The following is a 21,648-nucleotide window of genomic DNA, read 5'->3' as shown; positions in this document are numbered from 1 at the left end:
GTGGGGCGAGGGTTAGGGGGCCAGGACTTCGACGGTCGCGGCGTAATTGACGCTGCGGCTCTTCGCCTGGGGAATGCTGGCCTTCCCGCCGCGCGAGCCGGCGCTGATCCAGTAGAAGCCGGGCGCGTCCCAGGTGACCTTGAACGTGCCCTCGGCGTCGGTCCTGACCTTCATCTCCTTCAGATCGTCGCGATAGCGGATGCCGCCGGGAATGATGGTGACCTCAAGGTCGGCGGCGGGCTGGCCGTCGAGCATGAAGGTGAAGCTGGCTTCCTCGCCTGCGACCAGATCGTTCGGATGGCTGACGGGGACGAGTTCGAGCCCCGTGCCGGTCGGTTTCAGGGCGTCTTCGGTCGGCGCGCCGCTGGTGACGAAGGTCTCGAGCCGGCGCTGGTTCTGGATCAGTTCCAGATCGGTCGCGCCCGCGGGGATTTCCGACAGTTTGTCGACGCTGCCGCGCCAGCGCTTGTCCTCGCCATTCAGCTTGTACCGGCCCATCAGCCCGTCGCTCGCCACGACGATCTTGTACGTGCCGGGCTTGGTCAGATGCACGTCGAAGACGCTGCGGTACTTGCCGGTGGCGCTGTTTTCGGCGGCCACTTCGGCGCCGTCCGGCCCGATGATCTTCAGGCCGTCCAGCCGCATGGCGTTGTGCTCGAAATAAAACAGGTCGTTCGAGACGGCCGCGTCGACGGTGACCCAGGGGTCGGCGCCGGACAGCACCGTGGCCGACGGCAGCAGCCAGGACCGGTGGGCGTGCGCGGCCATGGGCGTGGCCAGGCTCAGGGCCAGGGCGATCGCCGCCGCCTTGTAGGACGTCCTCATGATGTGCCTCCCGTTTTTCATGGTTTCAGGTCGAGGGTGATGGCGCCGAGCTCGGACGAGCCCGTGACGCTTTCGGTGCTTGCGGCCTTGGCGGGCCAGGTGAAGGGCAGTTTCAGCAGTTCACGGCCACCGACTTCGCGGGCGGCTTCCACGTAGAGGGTGTAGTCGCCCGGCTTGAGCGCGGCGAGCGGCCCGGCGGCGCCGCTGAAGTCGATGGTATGCTCGCCCGGCGCCTGGGTCGCGCCGCTGAGGCCATCGACCGGCATGGCCAGTTCGCGGCCACTCTTGCGCCACCACTGGCGCATGTCCTTGAGCCATTTGGTGCCTTCATTGTCCTTCATCTTCACGTCGTACCAGACGGCCAGATTGGTCACGGACTTGTCGGCGCCCTCGATCCAGATGGCGACATAGGGCTTGTGGTATTCGGCCACGCTGAGTTTGGGGATCTCGACCTTGACGGTCATGTCCGCGGCCAGTGCCGGGCTGGCGATCAGGCCGGTCAGGGCGGCGGGAAGCAGGATGCGCACGCGTTTTACCTCCTCAGTGAATGAACAGAAGGGCCAGCAGCAGCGGGATCGCGAGACCCGCGCCGACCACCGGCCATGTGGCCGGTCGGTTGCCGGCATGAAGCTGCAGCAGGAAAAGTCCCGTGAGACAGAACACGACGCAGGCCCCGGCGAAGACATCGAGGAACCAGCTCCAGACGATGCCAGTGTTGCGGCCCTTGTGCAGGTCGTTCAGGTACGAGATCCAGCCGCGCCGGGTCAGTTCATAGGCCACGTCGCCGCTCTGGGTATCGATGGTCAGCCAGGCGTCGCCGCCCGGCCGCGGCAAGGCGATGTAGACTTCGCCGGAAGACCGCTCGGCCTCGTGTCCGGAGATTGTCACGCCCAGCTCCGCCGCCAGCCAGCGCTCGATGGAGAGCGGCAGGGTCGGCGCCTCTCCCGCGGCGGCCAGTTCCGCGCGAAGCGGCTCGGGCAACACGCCTTCCCGGGTGACGACACTGGGGCTGGCCTCGATATGGGCCGCGTTATTGAGCGTGATTCCCGTCGCCGCGAACAGCAGCATGCCGATCAGGCTCAATGCCGCGCTGATCCAGTGCCAGCGGTGCAGATGCTTCAGCCAGAAGGCCCTGCGCTGCGGGGGAGTCTCTCGCATGGATGATGGAACTGCCTGCTCGGTGATGCCGGAGAACGGCCGAACGGACGCCTCGCGAACCTTAAATCACGATTGATAATCAATCGCAACAGATTCCGGCGGGAATGAGACGGGAGCATAAATCCGATGGTGGCGTTGGACCGTATGAGGGTCGCATGATGACACCATGCGGCATTCCGTCAGCATGCGGGGAGAATCATCGTCATGACCTATGTCTGGGCCTATGGGGCCGCCGCCATCGTCTTCATCGTGCTGGACCTGCTCTGGCTCGGCGTCATCGCCAAGGGGTATTATCATGCCGAACTGGGCGGTCTGTTGCGGCAACCGTTCAACATGCCCGCGGCGGTCGTGTTCTATCTGATGTATCTCGGCGGCGTGCTGTTCTTCGCCATGGTGCCGGCCATCGCGGCGCAGTCGCTCAAGACGGCGGCTCTCTACGGCTTCCTGCTCGGGCTGCTCGCCTATGGCACGTACGACCTGACCAACCTGGCGACGCTGAAGAACTGGCCCCTGGGCCTGTCCATCGTCGACATGATCTGGGGCGGCGTACTGACCAGCGTCTGCTCGGTCGCGGGCGTGGCCGCGGCTCGGGTCGCATCGTCCTGAGCGTCAGGTCGGGAATTCTGAAACAGCGCTTCCAATTCCTTCAAATTCTATCTAGTCTCATTCGCAAGCGACGCCGGGCCACGTCGCTCTTCTGATTTGTCTTGTCGCCACCTCCCTCGGGAGGGGAGCGGAAGGCGCTGGAAAGAGCGAATGCGGAACGACACCGGCCACGCAACCCTACGCACCACTATCTTCAGCGGCCATGACGCGCGCGTCGCGTGGTCGCCCGCCAATGACCGCTACGACAATCCGCTGGTGCGATTTGCCGCCGACTTCGTTCGCGCGCATCTGTGCGATGTGATGGGCAAGCGGGTTCTGGAAATGGGGTGCGGCGCCGGCGAGAACATCGCGTCATTCGTCGCGGCGGGGGCCGAGGCGGTCACGGGGGTCGATCCCTCGCAGCGCCTGCTCGCGGCCGCGGCGCGGCGGTTCGAGGATGCGCCGGTCGATCTCATTCATCACGATATCCGCCGGCCGATTCCGCTGCTGCGCGCCAGCGCCGACGTGACGCTGGTCGATCTGGTGCTGGAGTATTGCGCCGATCCCCGGGCACCGCTCGCCGAGGCGAAGCGGCTGACGCAGCCGGGCGGGGTGGTGCATGCCGTGGAAATCCATCCCTTCGTCGCGCTGCGCGACAGCGTGCTCGGCCGCAGCCGGGAAGACGCCGATCCGACCTATCCGCATCTGGCGTCGGACTACCTGCAGGCCGCCGATGATGCCGGCCTGACACTGGTTGAGTTCCGTGAAATCCGGCTGCCGCCGCACGAGGCCGCGGCCAGCCCGGCACTGGCCGATTACGGCGACATGCCGGTACTGCTAGCGATGAGCTTCAAGGTCTATCGCTGAGACGGCTCAGCCGCGCTCGTATTCCTTGGCGGCGGTGAAGCGCAAATCCTCGAGCGGCGCCGCCTGGAACGACACGCGGATGCGTTCGTCGGCGACGTCGCCATAGGCGGTCGAACGCTGCTCGGGCGCCCGGCCATTGCCGCGGATGATGTCTTCCATCCGGTAGGGCTCCATCTCCTGACCGTGGTTCGCGCCGGCGGAGCGTGTGATGGTCTCGTTCATCAGCGTGCCGCCCATGTCGTTGACGCCCGCGTTCAGGCAGGCCTTGACGCCTTCCGGCCCCATCTTGACCCAGCTGGTCTGGATGTTGGGGATGAGCGGGTGCAGCGCGAGGCGGGCGACGGCGTGCATCAGCACGGCCTCGCGGAAGGTCGGTCCCTTGCGGGCGCGGCCCTTCAGGTAGATGGGGGCTTCCATGTGGACGAAGGGCAGCGGCACGAATTCGGTGAAGCCGCCGGTCCTGGCCTGCAGGTCGCGCAGGCCGAGCAGATGGCGCGCCCAGTTGATCGGGGCATCCACATGGCCGTACATGATGGTCGAGGTCGTGCGGATGCCCAGGCCGTGCGCGGTCTCCATCACCTCGAACCACTGGGCGGTATTGATCTTGTCCGGGCACAGGATGTTCCGGACCTCGTCGTCCAGCACTTCACCGGCGGTGCCGGGCAAGGTGCCGAGGCCGGCGTCCTTCAGGCGGATCAGGAATTCCTTCAGCGAAATGCCGAGGGTTTCCGCGCCCTGCCAGACTTCCAGCGGCGAGAAGGCGTGCACGTGCATGCCGGGCACCGCTTCCTTCACCGCACGGGTGATGTCGATATAGGTCTGGCCCGTATAGGACGGATGGATGCCGCCCTGCATGCACACTTCCGTGGCGCCGCGCGACCAGGCTTCCCGGGTGCGGCGCTGGATCTCGTCCATGCCGAGGACATAGGGCTTGCCGCGCAGGTTCTCGGTCAGCTTGCCCTTGGAGAAGGCGCAGAACTGGCACTTGAAGTAGCAGACATTGGTGTAGTTGATGTTGCGGTTGACCACATAGGTCACCGTGTCGCCCTTCACCGCACGGCGCAGCGTGTCGGCGGTACGGCAGACGGCGGTGAATTCGTCGCCGCGCGCCAGGAACAGCCGGGAGATCTCGGCCTCGTTGAGGCGCTCGCCCGCGCTTGCCCGGTCCAGGATGGACTTCAGCCACGGATCGATCCGCGCCGGCATGGGCGCGTTCAGCAGGGCGATGTCGCTCGCCGGCGGCGGCGTGTCCTCGCCGGGCGACCATTCCTCGGTGCGCGGATAGCCTTCCGAATCGATGGCCTGGATGACCGGCGTGCGCATGGCCTTGTCGAGCCAGCGCTCGGGCCGCAGGGCGTATTCGGGATAGATGGTGAGGCGCTCGACCAGCAGCTTGCCGGTCGCGGCGGTTTCGGCGGCCAGCTTGTCGAGGTGTGGCCAAGGCGCTTCCGGATTGACGAAATCCGGCGTCAGCGGCGAGACGCCACCCCAATCGTTGATGCCGGCCGCGACGAGTGGCTGAAGCTGACCGGGGCTGAGGTTCGGCGGCACCTGGATGTTCATCTCCGGGCCGAAGACGATGCGGGTGATCGCCAGGGTCCACAGGAGCTCGTCCAGATCCGGCTCGGGCGCGTCCGACATGCGGGTGCCCGGCTTGGCGCGGAAGTTCTGAATGATGACTTCCTGCAAATTGCCGAACTCGTCATGAATGTCGCGCAGGGCGAGCAGGCTCTCGATCCGCTCCGCGCGGGTCTCGCCAATGCCGATCAGGATGCCCGAGGTGAATGGCACCTGCGCGCGTCCGGCGCGGCGCAGTCCTTCGAGCCGCACTTCCGGCTCCTTGTCGGGGCTGCCGTGATGCGGCTTGCCCTTTTCCAGCAGGCTGGTGGCGGTGCTCTCTAGCATGATGCCCATGGACGGCGCCAGCGGCCGCAGCATGGCAAGGTCCTCGTCCGTCATCAGGCCCGGGTTGAGGTGCGGGAACAGCCCGGTTTCCTCGTGCACGAGCCGGGCCATGGCGGCCAGATAGGAGAGGGTGGTTTCGTGCCCCAGCGCGGCGAGCGCGTCGCGGGCCGCCTTGTAGCGCAGCTCCGGTTTGTCGCCGAGAGTAAACAGCGCTTCCTTACAGCCCATGGCCGCGCCTTGCCGGGCGATTTCCAGAACCTGTTCGGGCGTCATGAACACCTGCTCGCCCTTCTTCGGCGGCTGGGCGAAGGTGCAGTAATGGCAGACGTCGCGACACAGATGGGTGAGCGGGATGAACACCTTCTTGGAAAAGGTGATGATGTTGCGGTGGCCCTGGTCGCGCAGATAGGCGGCCGTGGCCATCAGGCGCGGCACATCCGTTTCCGCCGCCAGCAACAGGGCTTCGGCGCGCGTCGGACGATGGCCCGCCTCGACCTTCTCCAGATAGGACACGACCTCGCGGTTCACTGTTCACTTCCCGATGAATTGCCTGCCGCCTGTTGTAACCGGGTGGCAACATGGCTCGCCAGTAAATAATCCATGGTATGGCCGCCAGCGCCCCGGCGCAGCAACTCGGCCAGATCCTCGGGTGTATCTATGTCCAGCTGCAGCCCCGGCAACACGAGCGAGGCCGTGGCCAGACCGGCCGCTTCGGCGGCGGCCTTGTGGCGGGCGAAACTGCCCTCGCCATAGGACAGGGGAAACGGGTCGACGGGCGTGGTCAGCATGGCGTTGGTGCCGCCATCGCGCGCGGGCACGAAAGTGGCGGCGGGACCCGGCGGATGGGCGTCGATCAGGGTGGTGATCTCTTCGGCCGTGGCGAGGGGGAGGTCGCCATGGACGATGAGCGCGCTGGTCGCGCCTTGGGCGTGCAGCGTCAGGCGCGCATTGTCCAGCGCCTCGTTCAGGCCGCCGTCGGTCTCGCCGATCAGCGTGGCGCCATGCTGGCGCGCCAGGTTTCGGGCCTCGGTATCGGCGGTGACCACGGCCACGCCCGCCAGGCCCCACGCATGGCGCAGGGCGAGCAGCACATCGAGCAGCATGGCGCGCGCCAGTTCGGTGCGTTCCATCTCGCTCAACACGGGCGACAGCCGCTGCTTGGCGCCTTTCAGGCGTTTGACAGGCAGCAGCGCCCAAATATTCGGTTTCTCGCGGATAGCGGCCCCCTCCATCCGTTCCCCGTGTCGGCGCAGCAAAGCGCCCGCCGTCTGTCCGGATGGTGCCTCGTGGCGGGCGGTAATGGCCCGTCACAAGGCAAACCCTCCGTGCGTGTCAGCTCTTGGCTTCTTCCAGGAGCGGACGGAAGAACTCGGGCTGGGAGATCCAGTCCTCGTCGCCCCGCATTTCATGGAAGAAGCTGCAGTCGATGACGATCTCGTCCATGCCGGCGGCCTTGGCGGCCTTGAGGTGCGGCATCATGTCGTCGGCGGTGCCGACCCAGTTGGGCTGCATGAGCTGTTCGCCGATCTGCTTGATGCCGGGCAGCATGGGGGCGGCAAACACGCGCATCACGCACTTCAGCGGCTCGCGCTTGTACTTTTCCTCGGCGATCTTGTTGATCTGGGCCAGCCGCATGGCGGCCAGTTCCGGCGGATGGCCGGCCGGGTGCCATTTGTCGCACAGCTCGGCGACGCGGTCGAAGCCCTGGTCGTTGAGGAACGCGCCGAGCACGGGCACGGCGGACTTGCCGTTCCAGTCGCGCTGCACCGGCTTGGGCGAGGTCTGACCCTTTGGGAAATTGTAGAACGGGCCGTCATAGGCCGTGGGGTTTTCGTCCCAGGCGGCGCGCAGGGCGCGGATGAAGTCGGAGCAGCGTTCGCCGCGCTTGCCGAACGGCGTGTCCATGTGGGCGAATTCCTCCGTCGCCCAGCCCAGTCCCAGACCCAGATCGAAGCGCCCGTTCGACAATACGTCGATGGTCGCGACCTGCTTGGCCAGGGTTACGGGGCGATGGTAACCGAACACCAGAATCGAGGTGCCGAGACGGATGTTCTTGGTGATGCCCGCCACATAAGCAAGCGCTTCCAGTGGGGCCAGCATGCTGGAATAGGCATCGGGCCACTGGACGATCTTGTCCTTGCCCAGCTTGTGCTGATGAACGGGGTGGCTCTGCACCGGATTTTCCGGATACAGGAAGTGATCCTGCACCCAGAGCGAGTCGTATCCCATCTTGTCAGCAATGGTGGCGAACTCGTGCACCGCCTTCTGGCTGGCGAAATTCGTCAGCTGCGGCATGTTGAAGCCGATCTTCATCCGTATCTCCCCTTTTATGGACAGGCCGGCGGTCATTGGCCGCCGGTTTCCCGAAGTGGCGGATACCTTGGCACATCTTTTTTGGTGCTTCCAGTATTGCCAACCGTGCTACACAACCGAAAAAACAGACAGAACCGAAAGGGAAAGACATGGCTGAGACCAAGCGGACCATCGCGGTGATTGGCGGAACCGGCGCCCTGGGCGGGGGCCTTGCGCGGCGCTGGGCCAAGGCCGGCCACAAGGTCATCATCGGCTCGCGCGAGGCGGGCAAGGCACAGGAAGCGGCCGAGGCGCTGAAGGGCGAAATCGGCGGCGACATCGTCGGCATGGACAATGGCGCGGCGGCGGCGGCAGCCGAGATCGTCGCGCTCACCGTGCCGTTCTCGAACCAGCGTCCCATGCTTGAAGTGATCAAGGACGGCGTGCAAGGCAAGATCCTGATCGATGCCACCGTGCCGCTGGTGCCGCCGAAAGTCGGCCGCGTGCAGCTGCCGGAAGAGGATTCCGCCGCCGTTCGCGCCCAGGCCTTCGTGGGCGAAGGCGTGAAGGTCGTCGCGGCGTTCCAGAACATCGGCGCCGAGCATCTGAACAGCGACCATCACATCGAATGCGACGTGCTGGTGTCGGGTGACGATATCGATGCCCGCGACGTAGTGGTGGGGCTGGTGGAAGATGCGGGCCTGAAGGGGTGGCATGCCGGTCCGCTGGCGAATTCCTCGGCGGCCGAGGCGCTGACCTCGGTGCTGATCACCATCAACCGCCGTTACAAGATCATCGGCTCGGGTATCAAGATCACCGGTACGCCGGGCGAAGCGGCCTAGGCCGCCGCCATGTCGACCCGGCTGAGCATCTTTGCCATTCCCGGCATTCCGCTGGTTCAGCCGGGCGACGATCTTGCGTCCTTCATCCTCGACGGCCTCGCCGCCATGGGCGAGAGCCTCGCGGCCGGCGACATCGTCGTGGTGGCGCAGAAGATCATCTCCAAGGCCGAGGGGCGCCTCGTCTCGCTCGGTACCGTGATGCCGTCCGCCCGCGCCGAGGAACTGGCCGGGGTGACCGGCAAGGATCCGCGCGTCGTCGAACTGGTGCTGCAGGAATCCCGCGAGGTTCTCCGGGCCAAGACCAACGTGCTGATTGTCGAACAGAACCTCGGCCTGGTGATCGCCAATGCGGGTATCGACCGCTCCAACGTGGAAGGCGGCAGCGAAGACATGGCGCTGCTGCTGCCCGTCGACCCTGACGCCAGCGCCCGCGCGCTCCGCGAGACCCTGATCGAGCGATCCGGCGCGGACGTGGCGGTGGTGATCGCCGACAGCGTGGGGCGTGCCTGGAGGTATGGCACGACGGGCATGGCGATCGGCTGCGCCGGGCTCGAGCCGCTGTGGGACCAGCGCGGCGATACGGACATGTTCGGCAAGGTGCTGGAGGTGACCGAAGTGGCCGTGGCCGACCAGGTGGCGTCGGCCGCCAATCTGGCCATGGGCGAGGCGCGCGAACGCACGCCGGCGGCCATCGTGCGCGGCCTCGATACGCCGCGGCGCGAGCGGCCCGCCACGGCGCTGGTGCGCGCCAGGAAAGAGGACATGTTCCGGTGAGCGGCCATGTCCTTGCCCTGTGCGGCGGAGTCGGCGGCGCCAAGCTGGCGCTAGGCCTGTCGCTGATCCTGCCGCCGGAGCGGCTCACCGTCGTGATCAACACGGGCGATGATTTCACCCATCTCGGTTTGCGCATCTGTCCGGATATCGACACGGTCACCTATACGCTGGGCGGGCTGTCCAACACGGAGCTGGGCTGGGGCCGCTCGGGCGAGAGCTGGGAGTTCATGGAGAACCTGCGGACGCTCGGCGGACCCGACTGGTTCAATCTGGGCGACAAGGATCTGGCGACCCATGTGGAGCGGACCCGCCGGCTGATGGCAGGCGAGCCGCTGAGCGCGATCACGGCGGATTTCGCCGCCAAGCACGGCATCGGTCCCGCGCTGGTGCCGATGACCGACGACGAGGTCGCCACCATCATCGAGACCGATGATGGCGACCTGGCGTTCCAGCATTATTTCGTGCGGGACAGATGTCAGCCCGAAGTGCGGGGCATTCGCTTCGAGGGCGCCGAGGACGCCATGCCCAGTCCGGGCCTGATCGCGGCCCTCAAGGGTCCGCTCGATGCCATCGTGATCTGTCCGTCCAATCCGTTCCTGAGCGTCGATCCGCTGCTCGCGCTACCGGGTATCCGGGAAGCACTGGCTGGCCACGAGGCCCCGGTGATCGCGGTCTCGCCCATCGTCGGCGGCAAGGCGATCAAGGGACCGACGGCCAAGCTGATGGGCGAGCTGGGCCTCGACGTCACCGCCGCTTCCATTGTCCACCATTATCGCGGGCTGCTGGACGGCTTCGTCCTCGACAGCGAGGATTCGGATCTGGCCGGCAGGCTGAGTGTCTCGACCTATGTCACCAACACGGTGATGAAAACGATCGAGGACCGCACGGGGCTGGCCCGTGCGGTCCTCGATTTCGCCATTCGCCTGAAAGGCCGGGCTTAACGGCCCGAATAGGCCGACCAGTTGCCGCTGAGGTCGGTCGGACCCCGGTAGAGCACGGTGAAGTCGCGGCGGGCGAACTTCCATTCGCCATTCTCGCGCACCAGCTGGTCGTCATAGACACCGGCCACGCGCACCTGGTCGCCCTTGGCGTCCTTGATGTTTTCCTGGACGTAGAAGCGGGCCGTCGCCTTGTCGCCGTTGACGGTGATGAGGCCCGGCTGCACCCAATGCAGCACGTAGGGATAGCCCTGCATGACCTGCGACCAGAAGCCCTTCAGGGTTTCGCGGCCGGTGATCGGCTTTTCCATGCCCGGCAGGCTCCATTCGCCCTGTTCGGCCCAGGTGGAGCCCCACAGTTCGGCGTTACGCTGCATGACGCCGTCGGCATAGACCTGCGCCACGTGCTGGATCGCCAGCTTGTCCTCGATATCGCTCGCCATAATGTTCCCCGTTTTCTGTTGAGTTAGCGGTTCGAGACGCCGTCGACGGCCGGCGTGGCCTTGGCCATCTTGTCGCCGTCATAGACGATCTTCTTGGTGGGAATGAATTCCATCACCACGCGGGCCGGCGAGTCCAGGAACTGGACGAACTGCTGCACGCGCGCTTCGCTGACGTGACCATAGAGCTTGCGGGCGAAGGTCGGATAGAACCAATCCTTGATCTGTCGGTTGGCCTTGTCGTGAATGACCGAGATGCCCTTGTAGGTCACCGTCTTGCCCGCGCCCCATTCGGTGCCGGCGCTGGTGATGACGACACAGGTGCGCGGATCGCGCTTGACCGCCGGGAAGCGGGCGCGCTGTTCGGCACCGGTCAGCCAGAGGCGACCATCTTCCGTGTCCAGGTAGGACATGATCACGCCGACAGGTTCGCCCGACTTGTTGGTCCAGATGAAGGTGCATTCCTTCTGCATGCGGCGCAGCTGCGCTTCACGATCGGGGTCCAGCGGATATTGGGTGACGTCTTCGTAATCTTCGGCGTATTTGGTCATTTCACCAGTCTCTCTTCCCGGAAAAGTTAGCGTTGACGATTCGGTTTCGGAGGTTAGGCGGTTGGCTTTGCGACCGCAAGCCATGTCGGCGGCACGCAAAAAGCGTCACGCTGATACCGCGTCAGTCGATGGCCCCCTGTTGGCGTTTCGGCCCCGGTGCTGCTATACGGTGCGCGCAATGGGAAGAAAGCGCGTGACCGAAAAAGATCCGCAGGCCGAAATCCTCAGTCCGGTCTTCGCCCGCGCCGGCAAGCGGGATCTGGGACAGCTGCGTTTTCTGCTGCGTTTCGTCCAGCCCTATCGCGCGCTGGTCGCCAGCGCCGTCGTTGCCCTGGTGATCGGCGTGGCCGCCGTGATGGCCTTCGGTCCGGCCATGCGCCGCATGGTCGACATGGGCTTCGACATGGCCAATCAGCCCAACGTGAACTGGTACTTCCTGGGTGTGTTCGGCGTGGTCGTGGTGCTGGCGGCGGCGACGGCGGTGCGTTTCGCGCTGGTCTCGTGGCTGGGCGAACGGGTCGTCGCCGACATGCGGGCGGCGGTCTATGGCCACGTCATCTCGCTCAGTCCGACATTTTTCACCGAGAACCGCTCCGGCGAAATCGCGTCGCGGCTGACCGCCGACACGACGCTGATCCAGTCGGTTGTCGGCTCCAGTCTTTCCGTGGCGCTGCGCGGCATGTTGACGGTCGTCGGCGGCCTGATCGCGCTCGGCCTGACCAATCTGAAACTGACCCTGCTGGTCCTGCTGGCGGTGCCGCTGGTGCTGGCGCCCATCATGCTGATCGGCAAGAAAGTACGGAACCTGTCACGCGCCAGCCAGGACCGTATCGCGGATATCGGCGCCATGGTCACGGAAGGCTTCGGCGCGACCCAGACGATTCAGGCGTTCACCCACGAGGCGGCCGATCGCGACGCCTTCAACAGGGTCGGCGAGGGTGCCTTCGCCACGGCGGTGCGCCGGATCAAGGCGCGCGCCTGGCTGACCTTCCTCGTCATCCTGCTCGCCGTGGGCGTCATCGACCTGGTCCTGTGGATCGGGGCGCACGACGTGATGGCCGGACGCATGACCAATGGCGAACTGGCCCAGTTCGTCTTCTTCTCGGTCATGGTCGCGGGCTCGGTGATCGGCGTCAGCGAGAGTTATGGCGAGATGCTGCGCGCGGCGGGCGCCGCGGGACGAATGATGGAATTGCTGCAGGTCGAGCCCGGTATCAAGGCGCCGGCCGATCCGGTGGCGTTGCCTCAGCCGCCGCGCGGCGAGGTCGCGTTCGAGAACGTCACTTTCCACTATCCGTCACGGCCGAACGCGCCGGCGCTGGAAGGCTTGTCCTTCGCGGTGAGGGCGGGCGAGACCGTCGCGCTGGTCGGGCCGTCGGGCGCCGGCAAGTCGACCGTCTTCCAGTTGCTCCTGCGGTTTTACGATCCGGAACAGGGCAGCGTCCGGGTCGATGGCGTCGACCTGCGCCAGGCCGATCCGGGCGCGGTCCGTGGCCGCATGGGCATCGTTCCGCAGGACACCATGATCTTCGCCGCCTCGGCGCTGGAGAATATCCGCTACGGGCGGCCGGGCGCCACCGACGCCGAGGTGCGGGCGGCCATCCAGGCGGCGGCGGCCGACGAGTTTCTCGGCGCCCTGCCGCAGGGGCTGGATACCCAACTGGGCGAACGCGGCGTCAAGCTGTCGGGCGGTCAGCGGCAGCGGATCGCCATCGCGCGGGCGATCCTGCGCGATCCGCCCATCCTGCTGCTCGACGAGGCCACCAGCGCGCTCGACGCCCAGAGCGAACAGGTGGTGCAAACGGCGCTCGAGCGCCTGATGCAGAACCGCACCACTATCGTCATCGCCCACCGTCTTGCGACCGTACTGAAGGCCGACCGGATTCTGGTGATCGACGGCGGACGGCTGGTCGACGAGGGGACGCATCAGGAGCTGCAGGCCAAGGGCGGGCTCTACGCCAGCCTGGCCGAGCTGCAGTTCGGCGCCGGTCCCGAGCGCCGCCTCAGCGTGATCGGCGGTTAGTCGTTACTCGTCCTGGAAGCGGACGTCGACCCGCTCGGGCTGTTCGCCCGCCGCCGCCGGTCCCTGAGGGCGCAGCGCGATTCGCGATCCATCCATTCCCTTGCCGATGAGGTAATTACGAACCGTGATGGCGCGTTGCAGGGCGAGGCGCCTCGTATCGCTGGCGCGCTGGTCGGCCGTACCCGCATAGGACATCAGCTCGAGCCGCTGGGTGGTGCTCGCGGCCTGGGCCGCGATACTGTCCAGCCGCTGACTGGCCGAGGCGGAAAGGGCCAGCTCGGTTCCCTGGAACAGAATGGTGATGCTCTTGCCGGCCCAGCGACGCGGCGTTTTGGCCTGCTTTTCGCCCGCTGGAGGCGCCGGCTTCACGACCGGCGGTGGCGGTGGCGGCGGCGGCTCTGGCGCGGCTTGTTTGGGCCGGTTCCGCAGCGCATCCATGTTGATATCGATGCCGTCTCCTTCCTGCGCCAGCGCGGGTTGGAGCAGTGCAAAGGCCACCACGAAGGCCGCGATGGCCGATCGGGCCGGTGTCGGTTTGATCGTCATCGCTGAGACATAGGGTTTGGGTCGGGCTAATTCGAGGCTGTCTTGGCCCGCGCCGCGATCTCGCGTCGCGTTTCCGAAATCAGCTTCGAGAGGCTGGCATGAAGCTGGTCGTTGGCCGCGAGCACTTCGCCGCTCTGGACCGCCTTGTCGCGGCCGGCATAGTCGGTGACGTAGCCGCCGGCTTCCCGGACGATGATCTGGCCCGCGGCCACGTCCCACGCGCTCAGTCCGGCTTCCCAGAACGCCTCGTAGCGGCCGGCCGCCACATAGGCCAGATCCAGCGACGCCGCGCCCATGCGCCGGATGCCGGCGGTGCGGGCCATGAAGAGTTCGGCGAGAACAAGGAACTCGCGGTGGTTGCCGCGGCCGAAATGGGGGATGCCGGTCGCCAGCACCGACTGCGACAGGTCCGAGCGCCCGGAAACGCGCAGGCGGCGATCATTCATCCAGGCGCCGCGGCCACGTTCGGCCCAGAACATCTCGTCCTTCACCGGGTCGTAGACGACGCCGGCCAGGATCTCGCCATCCTTTTCGTAGCCGATGGAGATGGCGAAATGGGGAATACCGTGGAGGAAGTTGGTGGTGCCGTCGAGCGGATCGATGATCCAGCGCTGTGACTTGTCGGCGCCTTCGATGGTGCCCTGTTCTTCCATCATGAAGCCGAAATCGGGCCGTGCCTTGCTCAGTTCGCGGTGCAGGGTCTTTTCGGCCTTCAGATCGGCCATGGACACGAAATCGGACGGCCCCTTCTTGGACACCTGAAGCTGTTCGACTTCGCCGAAGTCGCGGACCAGTTGCGGCGCCGTTTTCAGCGCGGCGTTGGCCATGACATTGATGATCGCGGATTTGACGGCCATGCGTGTTTACGCTCGTTCCATGTATTCAAAAGTTTCAGTGTTCACCACGACCTTGTCGCCTGTGCCGACGAAGGGCGGCACCGAGACGCGGACCCCGTTCGCGAGGATGGCGGGCTTGTAGGAGTTGGCGGCGGTCTGGCCCTTCATCACCGGCTCGGTCTCGGCGACTTCGAGGATGACCTTCTGCGGCATCTGTACCGACAGCGGCTCGTCCTCATAGACGGCGATCTCGACCATCATGCCGTCCTGCAGGAACACGCTCTGTTCCCCGGCCAGCTCGCGCTTGATCTCGATCTGTTCGTAATTCTCGGTGTTCATGAAGGTCAGGTTGTCGTCGTCGCCATACAGGTACTGGAACGGGCGCAACTCCAGCTGCACGCGCTCGACGGCCTCGGCGGCGCGGAAACGCTCGTTCAGCTTGGAGCCGTCGCGGATGTTCTTCAGTTCCACCTGCAGATAGGCGCCGCCCTTGCCGGGCTGGGTGTGCTCGGTGCGCACCGCGCGCCACAGGCCGCCATTGTGCTCGATGATGTAGCCGGGCTTGATGGCGTTGCCGTTGACTTTCATGGTCTGACGCTTTGCTTTCTGGGCTGTCCGGGAGCGGCGCGGACTATAGGGGCAAGCCCCGCCACAGGCAACGCCGGGTTTCCGGCGCACCGATGCGGGGCGGCGAGGACTGGAGGTTAGGAGGAGGTGCTGTCGAAGATGGCGTTGAACTGCCTTACCGCGTCGCCCGGTCCCTTGTCGTGACCCCAGACGCCAGCGGAGACGGCGAGGAAGTCGGCCCCGGCCTCGACCAGCGGGCGGCAGTTCTCGACCGTGATACCGCCGATGGCGACGCACGGGATTTCCATCAGTTCCTGCCACCAGCTCAGCAGATCGAGGCCCGCGGTGAATTTGGGCGTCTTGGTGGTCGTCGGAAAAAACGCGCCGAAGGCCACGTAATCCGCGCCCGCTTCGCCGGCTTCCATGGCGAGATGGCGGGAATCGTGACAGGTCACGCCGATGATGGCGTCCGGCCCCAGAAGCCTGCGCGCCTCGTCATAGGGCGTGTCTTCCTGGCCGACATGAACGCCATCGACGCCCAGTTCGGCGGCGAGCCGGGCGTCGTCGTTCAGCAGCAGGGCGACGTCATAGGCCTGGGTGATCGGCAGCAGCACATCGACCGCGCGGCGGATGTCATCTTCCGGCACCTCCTTGAGGCGGAGCTGCAGGCAGGCGACATCGCCGCTGTCGAGCGCTTCGGTCAGGGTACGCGAGAAGGGATCCAGATCGATCCGCGGCGGCGTGATCAGGTAGAGCCGAGTCGGTTCGCGCCCCTCCGGGGTCATTCCTTGCCCTGATAGATGCGGATGATGGTGTTGAGCATGGCGAGCGCTTCGTCGCGCGGGCGCTGGAAGGTGTTGCGGCCGATGATCGAGCCGTTACCGCCGCCGTCGCGGATGGCGCGGGCATCGTCATAGACCGAGTCGGCGCCCTTGGTCGCGCCGCCCGAGAAGACGACGATGCGGCGGCCGTTGAACGAGGACTGCATGATGTGCTTCACGCGGGTGGCCATGCTGGACAGGTCGATCTTCTGCTTCTCGTAGACCGCCTTGGCTTCCTTCTGCTCGAGGAAGTCGCTGGGCAGCTTCACCTTGATGATGTGGGCGCCGAGCAGGGCGGCCATGTGCGCGGCATAGGCGCAGATGTCCATGGCCGTCTCGCCGTCCTTGCTGATGGCGCCGCCGCGCGGATAGGACCAGATCACGACGGCGAGGCCGACCGACTTGGCTTCCTCGGCCATTTCGCGGATCTCTTCCATCATGTCGAAGCAGTGGTCGGAGCCGGGATAGATGGTGAAGCCGATGGCCGAGCAGCCCAGGCGCAGCGCGTCGCCGACGGTGCCGGTGATCGCCTGGTTCTTGGAATCGTCCAGCGAGTTCGACGAGTTGACCTTCAGGATGGTGGGGATCTGGCCGGCGAAGGTGTCGGCGCCCGCTTCCATCATGCCCAGCGGCGTGGCGAAGGCGTTCAGGCCGGCGTCGATGGCCAGCTGGAAGTGGTAGTGCGGGTCGTAGGCGGCCGGGTTCGGCGCGAAGCTGCGCGCGGGGCCGTGCTCGAAGCCCTGGTCGACGGGCAGGATCACCATCTTGCCGGTGCCGCCCAGCTTGCCGGTCATCAGAATGCGGTTCAGGTTGCCCTTCGTGCCGGCATTGTCCGACTCGTAGTAGCTGAGGATCTGTTTGACGGTGCGGGTGGTCTTCATGATGATTTCTGTTCCCTAGATCCAGATGGTCACGAGCTTGAAATTCTAGACTTGCAGCGCCTTGACGCCCGGCAGCTCCTTGCCCTCGACCCATTCGAGGAAGGCGCCGCCCGCGGTGGACACGTAGGTGAAGTCGTGCGACACACCGGCATTGTTGAGCGCGGATACGGTATCGCCGCCGCCGGCCACCGACAACAGATTGCCGTCGCGGGTGAGGCGGGCGGCCTCGCGGGCCAGGGCGACCGTGCCGACGTCGAAGCCGCGGATCTCGAACGCGCCCAGCGGGCCGTTCCACAGCAGCGTCTTGCAGCGGCGCAGGGTGTGCTTGAGTTCCTCGATGGTGTCGGAGCCGACGTCGAGGATCATGTCGTCGCTTTCCACCTCGCGCACCGGCACTTCCCGTACCGGCACGTTCGCGGCCAGTTCCTGGGCGACGACGGCGTCGATCGGCAGCAGGATCTTGCAGGCGGTGGTGCGGGCGCGGGCCAGCACCTCGAGCGCCTTGTCTTTCAGGTCCTTCTCGCACAGCGAGGCACCCACATCGACGCCCTTGGCGTAGAGGAAGGTGTTGGCCATGCCGCCGCCGATGATCAAATAGTCCATCTTGTTCACCAGCGCGCCGAGCACGTCGAGCTTGGTGGACACCTTGGAGCCGCCGACGATGGCCGCCACGGGCCGGTCGGGATTGTGCAGCGCCTTCTCCAGCGCCTGCAGTTCGGCCTGCATGGATAGGCCGGCGGCCGAGGGCAGGTGGCGGGTGATCGCCTCGACGCTGGCATGCGCGCGGTGCGAGACCGAGAAGGCGTCGTTGACGAACAGGTCGCCCAGCTCGGCGAGTTTCGCCGCGAAGCCTTCGCCGTTGGCTTCCTCGCCAGCGTGATAGCGCAGGTTCTCCAGCAGGACCACGTCGTGGCCCTTCACGATCTTCCTGGCATCATCCCCGACGCAATCTTCGGCGAACGCGACCGGACGGCCGAGCGCGCGGGCCAGCGGCTCGGCGACCGGACGCAGCGAGGCCTCGGGCACCCGCTTGCCTTTCGGCCGGCCGAAGTGCGACAGCACCACGACCTTGCCGCCCCGGGCGAGGATCGCCTTGAGGGTCGGAATGACCGAACGGATACGGGTGTCGTCACTGACCTCGCCGTCCCGCATGGGCACGTTCAGGTCCGCGCGGACCAGGACGGTCTTGCCGGCGACATCGAGGTCGTCGAGAGTGCGGAAACGCTTCAGACCGCCCTGCGCGTCGGTGCTCATGGGATCAGCCGAAGCTCGCCATGATGCGGGCCGTGTCCGACATGCGGTTGGAGAAGCCCCATTCGTTGTCGTACCAGCTCAGCACGCGCACCAGCTTGCCCGAGACGACCTGGGTCTGGGTCAGGTCGAAGCTGGAGCTGGCCGGGTTGTGGTTGAAGTCGATGGAGACGCAGGGCTCGTCGACCGCGTTCAGCACCTGGCCGAGCGGATCGTTGCCGCCGGCGGCCTTGCGGATCGCCTCGTTGATTTCCTCGACGCTGGTGTCGCGCTTGGCGATGAACTTCAGGTCGATCATGGAGACGTTCGGGGTCGGCACGCGGATCGATGTGCCGTCCAGCTTGCCCTTCAGTTCCGGCAGCACCAGGCCGACGGCCTTGGCGGCGCCGGTGGTCGACGGGATCATGGACATGGCGGCGGCGCGGGCGCGGCGCGGGTCCTTGTGCAGGGTGTCGACCAGGCTCTGGTCGCCGGTGTAGGCGTGGACCGTGGTCATGAAGCCGGCTTCGATGCCGATGGCCTCGTGCAGCACCTTGGCGACCGGCGCCAGGCAGTTGGTGGTGCAGGACGCGTTGGAGATGATCTTGTGGCCGGCCTCGATCTTGTCGTGGTTGACGCCGAACACGGTGGTCAGGTCGATGTCGGTGCCGGGCGCCGAGATCAGCACCTTCCTGGCGCCGGCCTCGAGATGGGCGCGGGCCTTGTCGCCGCTGGTGAATATGCCGGTGCACTCGAAGGCGATATCGACCTTCAGTTCCTTCCACGGCAGCTTGGACGGATCACGCTCGGAGGTGATGCGGATCGGGCCCTGGCCGACATCCATGGTGTTACCATCGACCGTCACCGGACCGCGGAACGGGCCGTGGACCGAATCGTACTTCAGCAGGAAGGCATTGTCCTCGACCGAGCCGAGATCGTTGATGCCGACGACCTGGATGTCGTCACGGCTGTTCTCGATGATCGCACGCAGCACAAGGCGGCCGATGCGGCCGAAACCATTGATGGCAACCCGAACCGTCATGAGCTTTTCTCCGTTCTAGAACTCTTGGTTTTTTAAAGACGCGCGTTGGCTTCGGCGACAACCCGTGCGGCAGTGATGCCGAAATGTTCATAAAGGGCCTTGATCGGGGCGGACGCGCCGAACCCGTTCATGCCGATGAAGGCGCCGTCCACGCCGATGAAGCGTTCCCAGCCCTGGCGCACGCCCGCCTCGATGGCGATGCGCACGGTACCTTCGCCCAGCACTTTGCGCTGGTAGTCGGCGGGCTGCGCCTCGAACAGCTCGAAGGACGGCACGGACACCACGCGGGTCGGTACGCCCTGTTCCTGCAACTTCGTGCGCGCCTCGGCGGCGATGCCGACTTCCGAGCCGGTGGCGAACAGCGTCACCTTCGCGTCGCCATCGGCGGGCAGCAATTCGTAGGCGCCGCGCGCCGAGAGGTTTTCGCCGGCCTCCGTCAGACGGACCTGCGCCAGATTCTGGCGGCTCAGCGCCAGGATGCTCGGCGTCCGAGGCGATTCGAGGGCGATGCGCCAGCATTCGGCGGTCTCGACCACGTCGGCGGGACGCATGACGTTGAGATTGGGCATGGCGCGCAGGCTGGCCAGATGCTCGACCGGCTGATGGGTCGGACCATCCTCGCCCAGACCGATGGAATCATGGGTCATGACGTAGATGACGCGTTGGTGCATCAGCGCCGACAGGCGGATCGCCGGGCGGCAATAATCGGTGAACACCATGAAGGTGCCGCTGTACGGGATCAGGCCGCCATGCAGGGCGAGACCATTCATGGCGGCGGCCATGCCGTGTTCGCGGATGCCGTAATGGATGAAGGAGCCGGCGAAATCGCCCGGCTTCACGACGCCCTGGCCCTTGCTCTTGGTGTTGTTGGAGCCGGTCAGGTCGGCCGAGCCGCCGATGGTTTCCGGAACGGCGGCGTTGATGACCTCCAGCGCCATTTCCGACGCCTTGCGGGTCGCGACCGAAGACGGCTTGGCGATCAGGTCGCGGATATAGGCGTCCATGGCGGCGCCGAAATTCGCGGGCAGCTCGCCGCGCTGGCGGCGCTCGAAATCGGCCTGGACGTCCTGGCCGAGGCCGGCGACGCGGCCCTGCCATGCCTGAAACTCGGATGCACCCCGGCTGCCGGCGGCGCGCCAGGCGGACAGGATGTCGGCGGGAATCTCGAACGGCGCGGCGGACCATCCCAGGTGCTCGCGGGCGGCCGCGATTTCCTTGTCGCCCAGGGCGGCGCCGTGGGTGGCCGAGGTGCCCTGCACGTTGGGCGCGCCATAGCCGATGATGGTGCGGCAGGCGATCATGGTCGGCTTGTTGCTGGCGCGGGCGGTGGTGATCGCACCGGCGACCGCCTCGGAATCATGGCCGTCGACGGCGAGCGTGTTCCAACCGGCGGCGCGGAAACGGGCCGCCTGATCCTCGGACGAGCTGAGATCGACCGGCCCGTCGATGGTGATGCGGTTGTCGTCCCACAGCACGATCAGCTTGGACAGGCCCAGATGGCCGGCGAGGGAAATGGCTTCCTGGCTGATGCCTTCCATGAGGCAGCCATCGCCGGCGATCACATAAGTGTGATGGTCGACGATGTCGTCGCCGAAGCGGGCGGCCTGCAGGCGCTCGGCCAGCGCCATGCCGACGGCGGTGGCGATACCCTGGCCCAGCGGGCCGGTGGTCGTCTCGATGCCTTCGGCGTGGCCGAATTCCGGGTGGCCGGCGCACGGGCTGCCGAGCTGGCGGAAATTGCGGATGTCGTCCATGGAGATGCTGGCGTACCCGGTCAGGTGCAGCACCGAATAGAGCAGCATGGAGCCGTGGCCCGCCGACAAGACGAACCGGTCGCGATCGGCCCAGTCCGGATGCCGCGGATCGTATTTCAGGAAGCGGGTGAACAAGACCGTGGCCACGTCCGCCATGCCCATCGGCATGCCGGGATGCCCGGAATTGGCGGCCTGGACGGCATCCATTGAAAGGGCGCGGATGGCGTTGGCCATATCCCGGGGGTTGACGGTCTCGGTGCGCGAGACGGCGGACGCTTGAGTCATTGTGCGGCGTGTTCTCCGATCGCGGGAATCTGCCGGTCCCGCAGGTGGCGCCACAATACTCATCGAGAAACGCAGGTCAACCGCGAAGCGGGGCCTTTCCGGGGCAGTAAATCGCCCGAAAACCTCGCCTCTATCATTTGAGGCGAGAATCGTATTATAAGCCATTGATCGATAGTCAAAGAAGAAGGGCGGTCCATGGCGGCCAACCCGGAATCGGTGGAAGCACTCACGGAGGCGACGGCCCGCCTGAAGGCGGCGCTGGAACGTCTCAACCGGGCGGTCGAGGCCCGCGATACCCAGATTTCCTCGGCACAGGCCGATCAGTGGCGCGCGGAATGCGACGCGCTGCGGCTGGAAAACAATGCCCTGCGCCAGCGGCTCGCCTCGGCCGAGGCGCAATGCCGCTCGCTCGAGGACCGCAGCACCCAAGCCGCCGGACGGCTGGACGAGGTGATCGGTTCGCTGCGCCGCGCCTTGGCGCGATAG

23 protein-coding genes are annotated in these 21,648 nt (G+C 66.0%); 7 read left to right on the top strand and 16 right to left on the bottom strand.

Annotated features, from left to right (window positions below):
• Positions 1-12: 12 nt before the first annotated feature.
• From WJU17_RS08815 to WJU17_RS08805, 3 genes are read right to left on the bottom strand one after another with little or no spacing between them, the layout of a single operon-like run.
• Positions 13-825 carry a DUF4198 domain-containing protein gene (locus tag WJU17_RS08815; RefSeq protein WP_346326950.1) on the bottom strand — a complete coding sequence of 271 codons (813 nt, stop codon included), beginning with the start codon at positions 823-825 and terminating at the stop codon, positions 13-15.
• A 17-nt stretch (positions 826-842) separates the two neighbouring features.
• Positions 843-1,352, bottom strand: a complete 510-nt coding sequence (locus WJU17_RS08810; RefSeq protein WP_346326949.1) for a DUF2271 domain-containing protein — start codon at positions 1,350-1,352, stop codon at positions 843-845.
• A gap of 13 nt (positions 1,353-1,365) precedes the next feature.
• The gene (locus tag WJU17_RS08805) at positions 1,366-1,983 is read right to left on the bottom strand and encodes a PepSY-associated TM helix domain-containing protein (protein ID WP_346326948.1); all 618 of its coding nucleotides are present in this window, start codon (positions 1,981-1,983) and stop codon (positions 1,366-1,368) included.
• Between the two features lie 204 nt (positions 1,984-2,187).
• Here WJU17_RS08805 and WJU17_RS08800 point away from each other — a divergent pair, with 204 nt between their 5' ends.
• The gene (locus tag WJU17_RS08800) at positions 2,188-2,589 is read left to right on the top strand and encodes a DUF2177 family protein (protein WP_346326947.1); all 402 of its coding nucleotides are present in this window, start codon (positions 2,188-2,190) and stop codon (positions 2,587-2,589) included.
• Positions 2,590-2,739: 150 nt separating this feature from the next.
• Positions 2,740-3,435 (top strand): class I SAM-dependent methyltransferase, encoded by a 696-nt coding sequence (locus WJU17_RS08795; protein ID WP_346326946.1) that lies wholly within the window; start codon positions 2,740-2,742, stop codon positions 3,433-3,435.
• A 6-nt stretch (positions 3,436-3,441) separates the two neighbouring features.
• On the opposite strand, the gene cofH is transcribed toward WJU17_RS08795, so the two are convergent.
• The 3 genes from cofH to WJU17_RS08780 form a co-directional block, all read right to left on the bottom strand.
• On the bottom strand, positions 3,442-5,796 hold the full coding sequence (gene cofH / locus WJU17_RS08790; RefSeq protein ID WP_346327423.1) for a 5-amino-6-(D-ribitylamino)uracil--L-tyrosine 4-hydroxyphenyl transferase CofH: 2,355 nt from the start codon (positions 5,794-5,796) through the stop codon (positions 3,442-3,444).
• A 68-nt stretch (positions 5,797-5,864) separates the two neighbouring features.
• Positions 5,865-6,572 (bottom strand): 2-phospho-L-lactate guanylyltransferase, encoded by a 708-nt coding sequence (cofC, locus tag WJU17_RS08785; RefSeq protein WP_346326945.1) that lies wholly within the window; start codon positions 6,570-6,572, stop codon positions 5,865-5,867.
• A gap of 100 nt (positions 6,573-6,672) precedes the next feature.
• Complete coding sequence (locus WJU17_RS08780) at positions 6,673-7,653, bottom strand: TIGR03619 family F420-dependent LLM class oxidoreductase (RefSeq protein WP_346326944.1); 981 nt, start codon at positions 7,651-7,653, stop codon at positions 6,673-6,675.
• Positions 7,654-7,802: 149 nt separating this feature from the next.
• On the opposite strand from WJU17_RS08780, the gene npdG reads away from it, so the two are divergent.
• Genes npdG through cofD form a run of 3 tightly spaced genes read left to right on the top strand, consistent with a single transcriptional unit; the run spans position 7,803 to position 10,189 of the window.
• Positions 7,803-8,474, top strand: a complete 672-nt coding sequence (npdG, locus tag WJU17_RS08775) for an NADPH-dependent F420 reductase (RefSeq protein WP_346326943.1) — start codon at positions 7,803-7,805, stop codon at positions 8,472-8,474.
• 9 nt (positions 8,475-8,483) lie between these two features.
• A complete protein-coding gene (gene cofE / locus WJU17_RS08770) occupies positions 8,484-9,248 on the top strand; it encodes a coenzyme F420-0:L-glutamate ligase (RefSeq protein WP_346326942.1) in 765 nt (254 codons plus the stop codon).
• Positions 9,245-10,189 (top strand): 2-phospho-L-lactate transferase, encoded by a 945-nt coding sequence (gene cofD / locus WJU17_RS08765; RefSeq protein ID WP_346326941.1) that lies wholly within the window; start codon positions 9,245-9,247, stop codon positions 10,187-10,189. Before cofE ends, cofD begins: the two co-directional genes overlap by 4 nt.
• Here the strand turns inward: cofD and WJU17_RS08760 are convergent.
• Positions 10,186-10,629, bottom strand: a complete 444-nt coding sequence (locus tag WJU17_RS08760) for a nuclear transport factor 2 family protein (protein ID WP_346326940.1) — start codon at positions 10,627-10,629, stop codon at positions 10,186-10,188. The two genes, cofD and WJU17_RS08760, sit on opposite strands and share 4 nt — an antisense overlap.
• Before the next feature lie 23 nt (positions 10,630-10,652).
• Complete coding sequence (locus tag WJU17_RS08755; RefSeq protein WP_346326939.1) at positions 10,653-11,177, bottom strand: hypothetical protein; 525 nt, start codon at positions 11,175-11,177, stop codon at positions 10,653-10,655.
• A 193-nt stretch (positions 11,178-11,370) separates the two neighbouring features.
• On the opposite strand from WJU17_RS08755, the gene WJU17_RS08750 reads away from it, so the two are divergent.
• On the top strand, positions 11,371-13,200 hold the full coding sequence (locus tag WJU17_RS08750) for an ABC transporter transmembrane domain-containing protein (protein WP_346326938.1): 1,830 nt from the start codon (positions 11,371-11,373) through the stop codon (positions 13,198-13,200).
• Positions 13,201-13,203: 3 nt separating this feature from the next.
• Here the strand turns inward: WJU17_RS08750 and WJU17_RS08745 are convergent, their stop codons facing one another.
• The 8 genes from WJU17_RS08745 to tkt form a co-directional block, all read right to left on the bottom strand.
• Positions 13,204-13,746 carry an OmpA family protein gene (locus WJU17_RS08745; RefSeq protein ID WP_346326937.1) on the bottom strand — a complete coding sequence of 181 codons (543 nt, stop codon included), beginning with the start codon at positions 13,744-13,746 and terminating at the stop codon, positions 13,204-13,206.
• Positions 13,747-13,772: 26 nt separating this feature from the next.
• Entirely contained in the window at positions 13,773-14,603 is an 831-nt protein-coding gene (locus WJU17_RS08740) for an inositol monophosphatase family protein (RefSeq protein WP_346326936.1), read from the bottom strand.
• A gap of 6 nt (positions 14,604-14,609) precedes the next feature.
• Positions 14,610-15,170, bottom strand: a complete 561-nt coding sequence (gene efp / locus WJU17_RS08735) for an elongation factor P (protein WP_346326935.1) — start codon at positions 15,168-15,170, stop codon at positions 14,610-14,612.
• Positions 15,171-15,286: 116 nt separating this feature from the next.
• Positions 15,287-15,934, bottom strand: coding sequence for a thiamine phosphate synthase (thiE, locus tag WJU17_RS08730; RefSeq protein WP_346326934.1), 648 nt, complete (start codon positions 15,932-15,934; stop codon positions 15,287-15,289).
• Positions 15,931-16,851, bottom strand: a complete 921-nt coding sequence (locus WJU17_RS08725) for a class I fructose-bisphosphate aldolase (RefSeq protein WP_346326933.1) — start codon at positions 16,849-16,851, stop codon at positions 15,931-15,933. The genes thiE and WJU17_RS08725 overlap by 4 nt, the downstream gene beginning before the upstream one ends.
• A gap of 45 nt (positions 16,852-16,896) precedes the next feature.
• Entirely contained in the window at positions 16,897-18,105 is a 1,209-nt protein-coding gene (locus tag WJU17_RS08720) for a phosphoglycerate kinase (RefSeq protein ID WP_346326932.1), read from the bottom strand.
• Positions 18,106-18,109: 4 nt separating this feature from the next.
• The gene (gap, locus tag WJU17_RS08715) at positions 18,110-19,123 is read right to left on the bottom strand and encodes a type I glyceraldehyde-3-phosphate dehydrogenase (protein ID WP_346326931.1); all 1,014 of its coding nucleotides are present in this window, start codon (positions 19,121-19,123) and stop codon (positions 18,110-18,112) included.
• 32 nt (positions 19,124-19,155) lie between these two features.
• Positions 19,156-21,162 carry a transketolase gene (gene tkt / locus WJU17_RS08710; RefSeq protein ID WP_346326930.1) on the bottom strand — a complete coding sequence of 669 codons (2,007 nt, stop codon included), beginning with the start codon at positions 21,160-21,162 and terminating at the stop codon, positions 19,156-19,158.
• A 195-nt stretch (positions 21,163-21,357) separates the two neighbouring features.
• Between tkt and WJU17_RS08705 the strand changes: the two genes are divergently transcribed.
• Positions 21,358-21,648, top strand: a complete 291-nt coding sequence (locus WJU17_RS08705) for a DUF4164 family protein (protein ID WP_346326929.1) — start codon at positions 21,358-21,360, stop codon at positions 21,646-21,648.

Origin of the sequence: Iodidimonas sp. SYSU 1G8, assembly GCF_039655775.1 — a bacterium.
In the GTDB taxonomy this organism is placed as follows: domain Bacteria; phylum Pseudomonadota; class Alphaproteobacteria; order SMXS01; family SMXS01; genus RI-34.
This window is presented reverse-complemented; position numbering and strand designations above follow the sequence as displayed.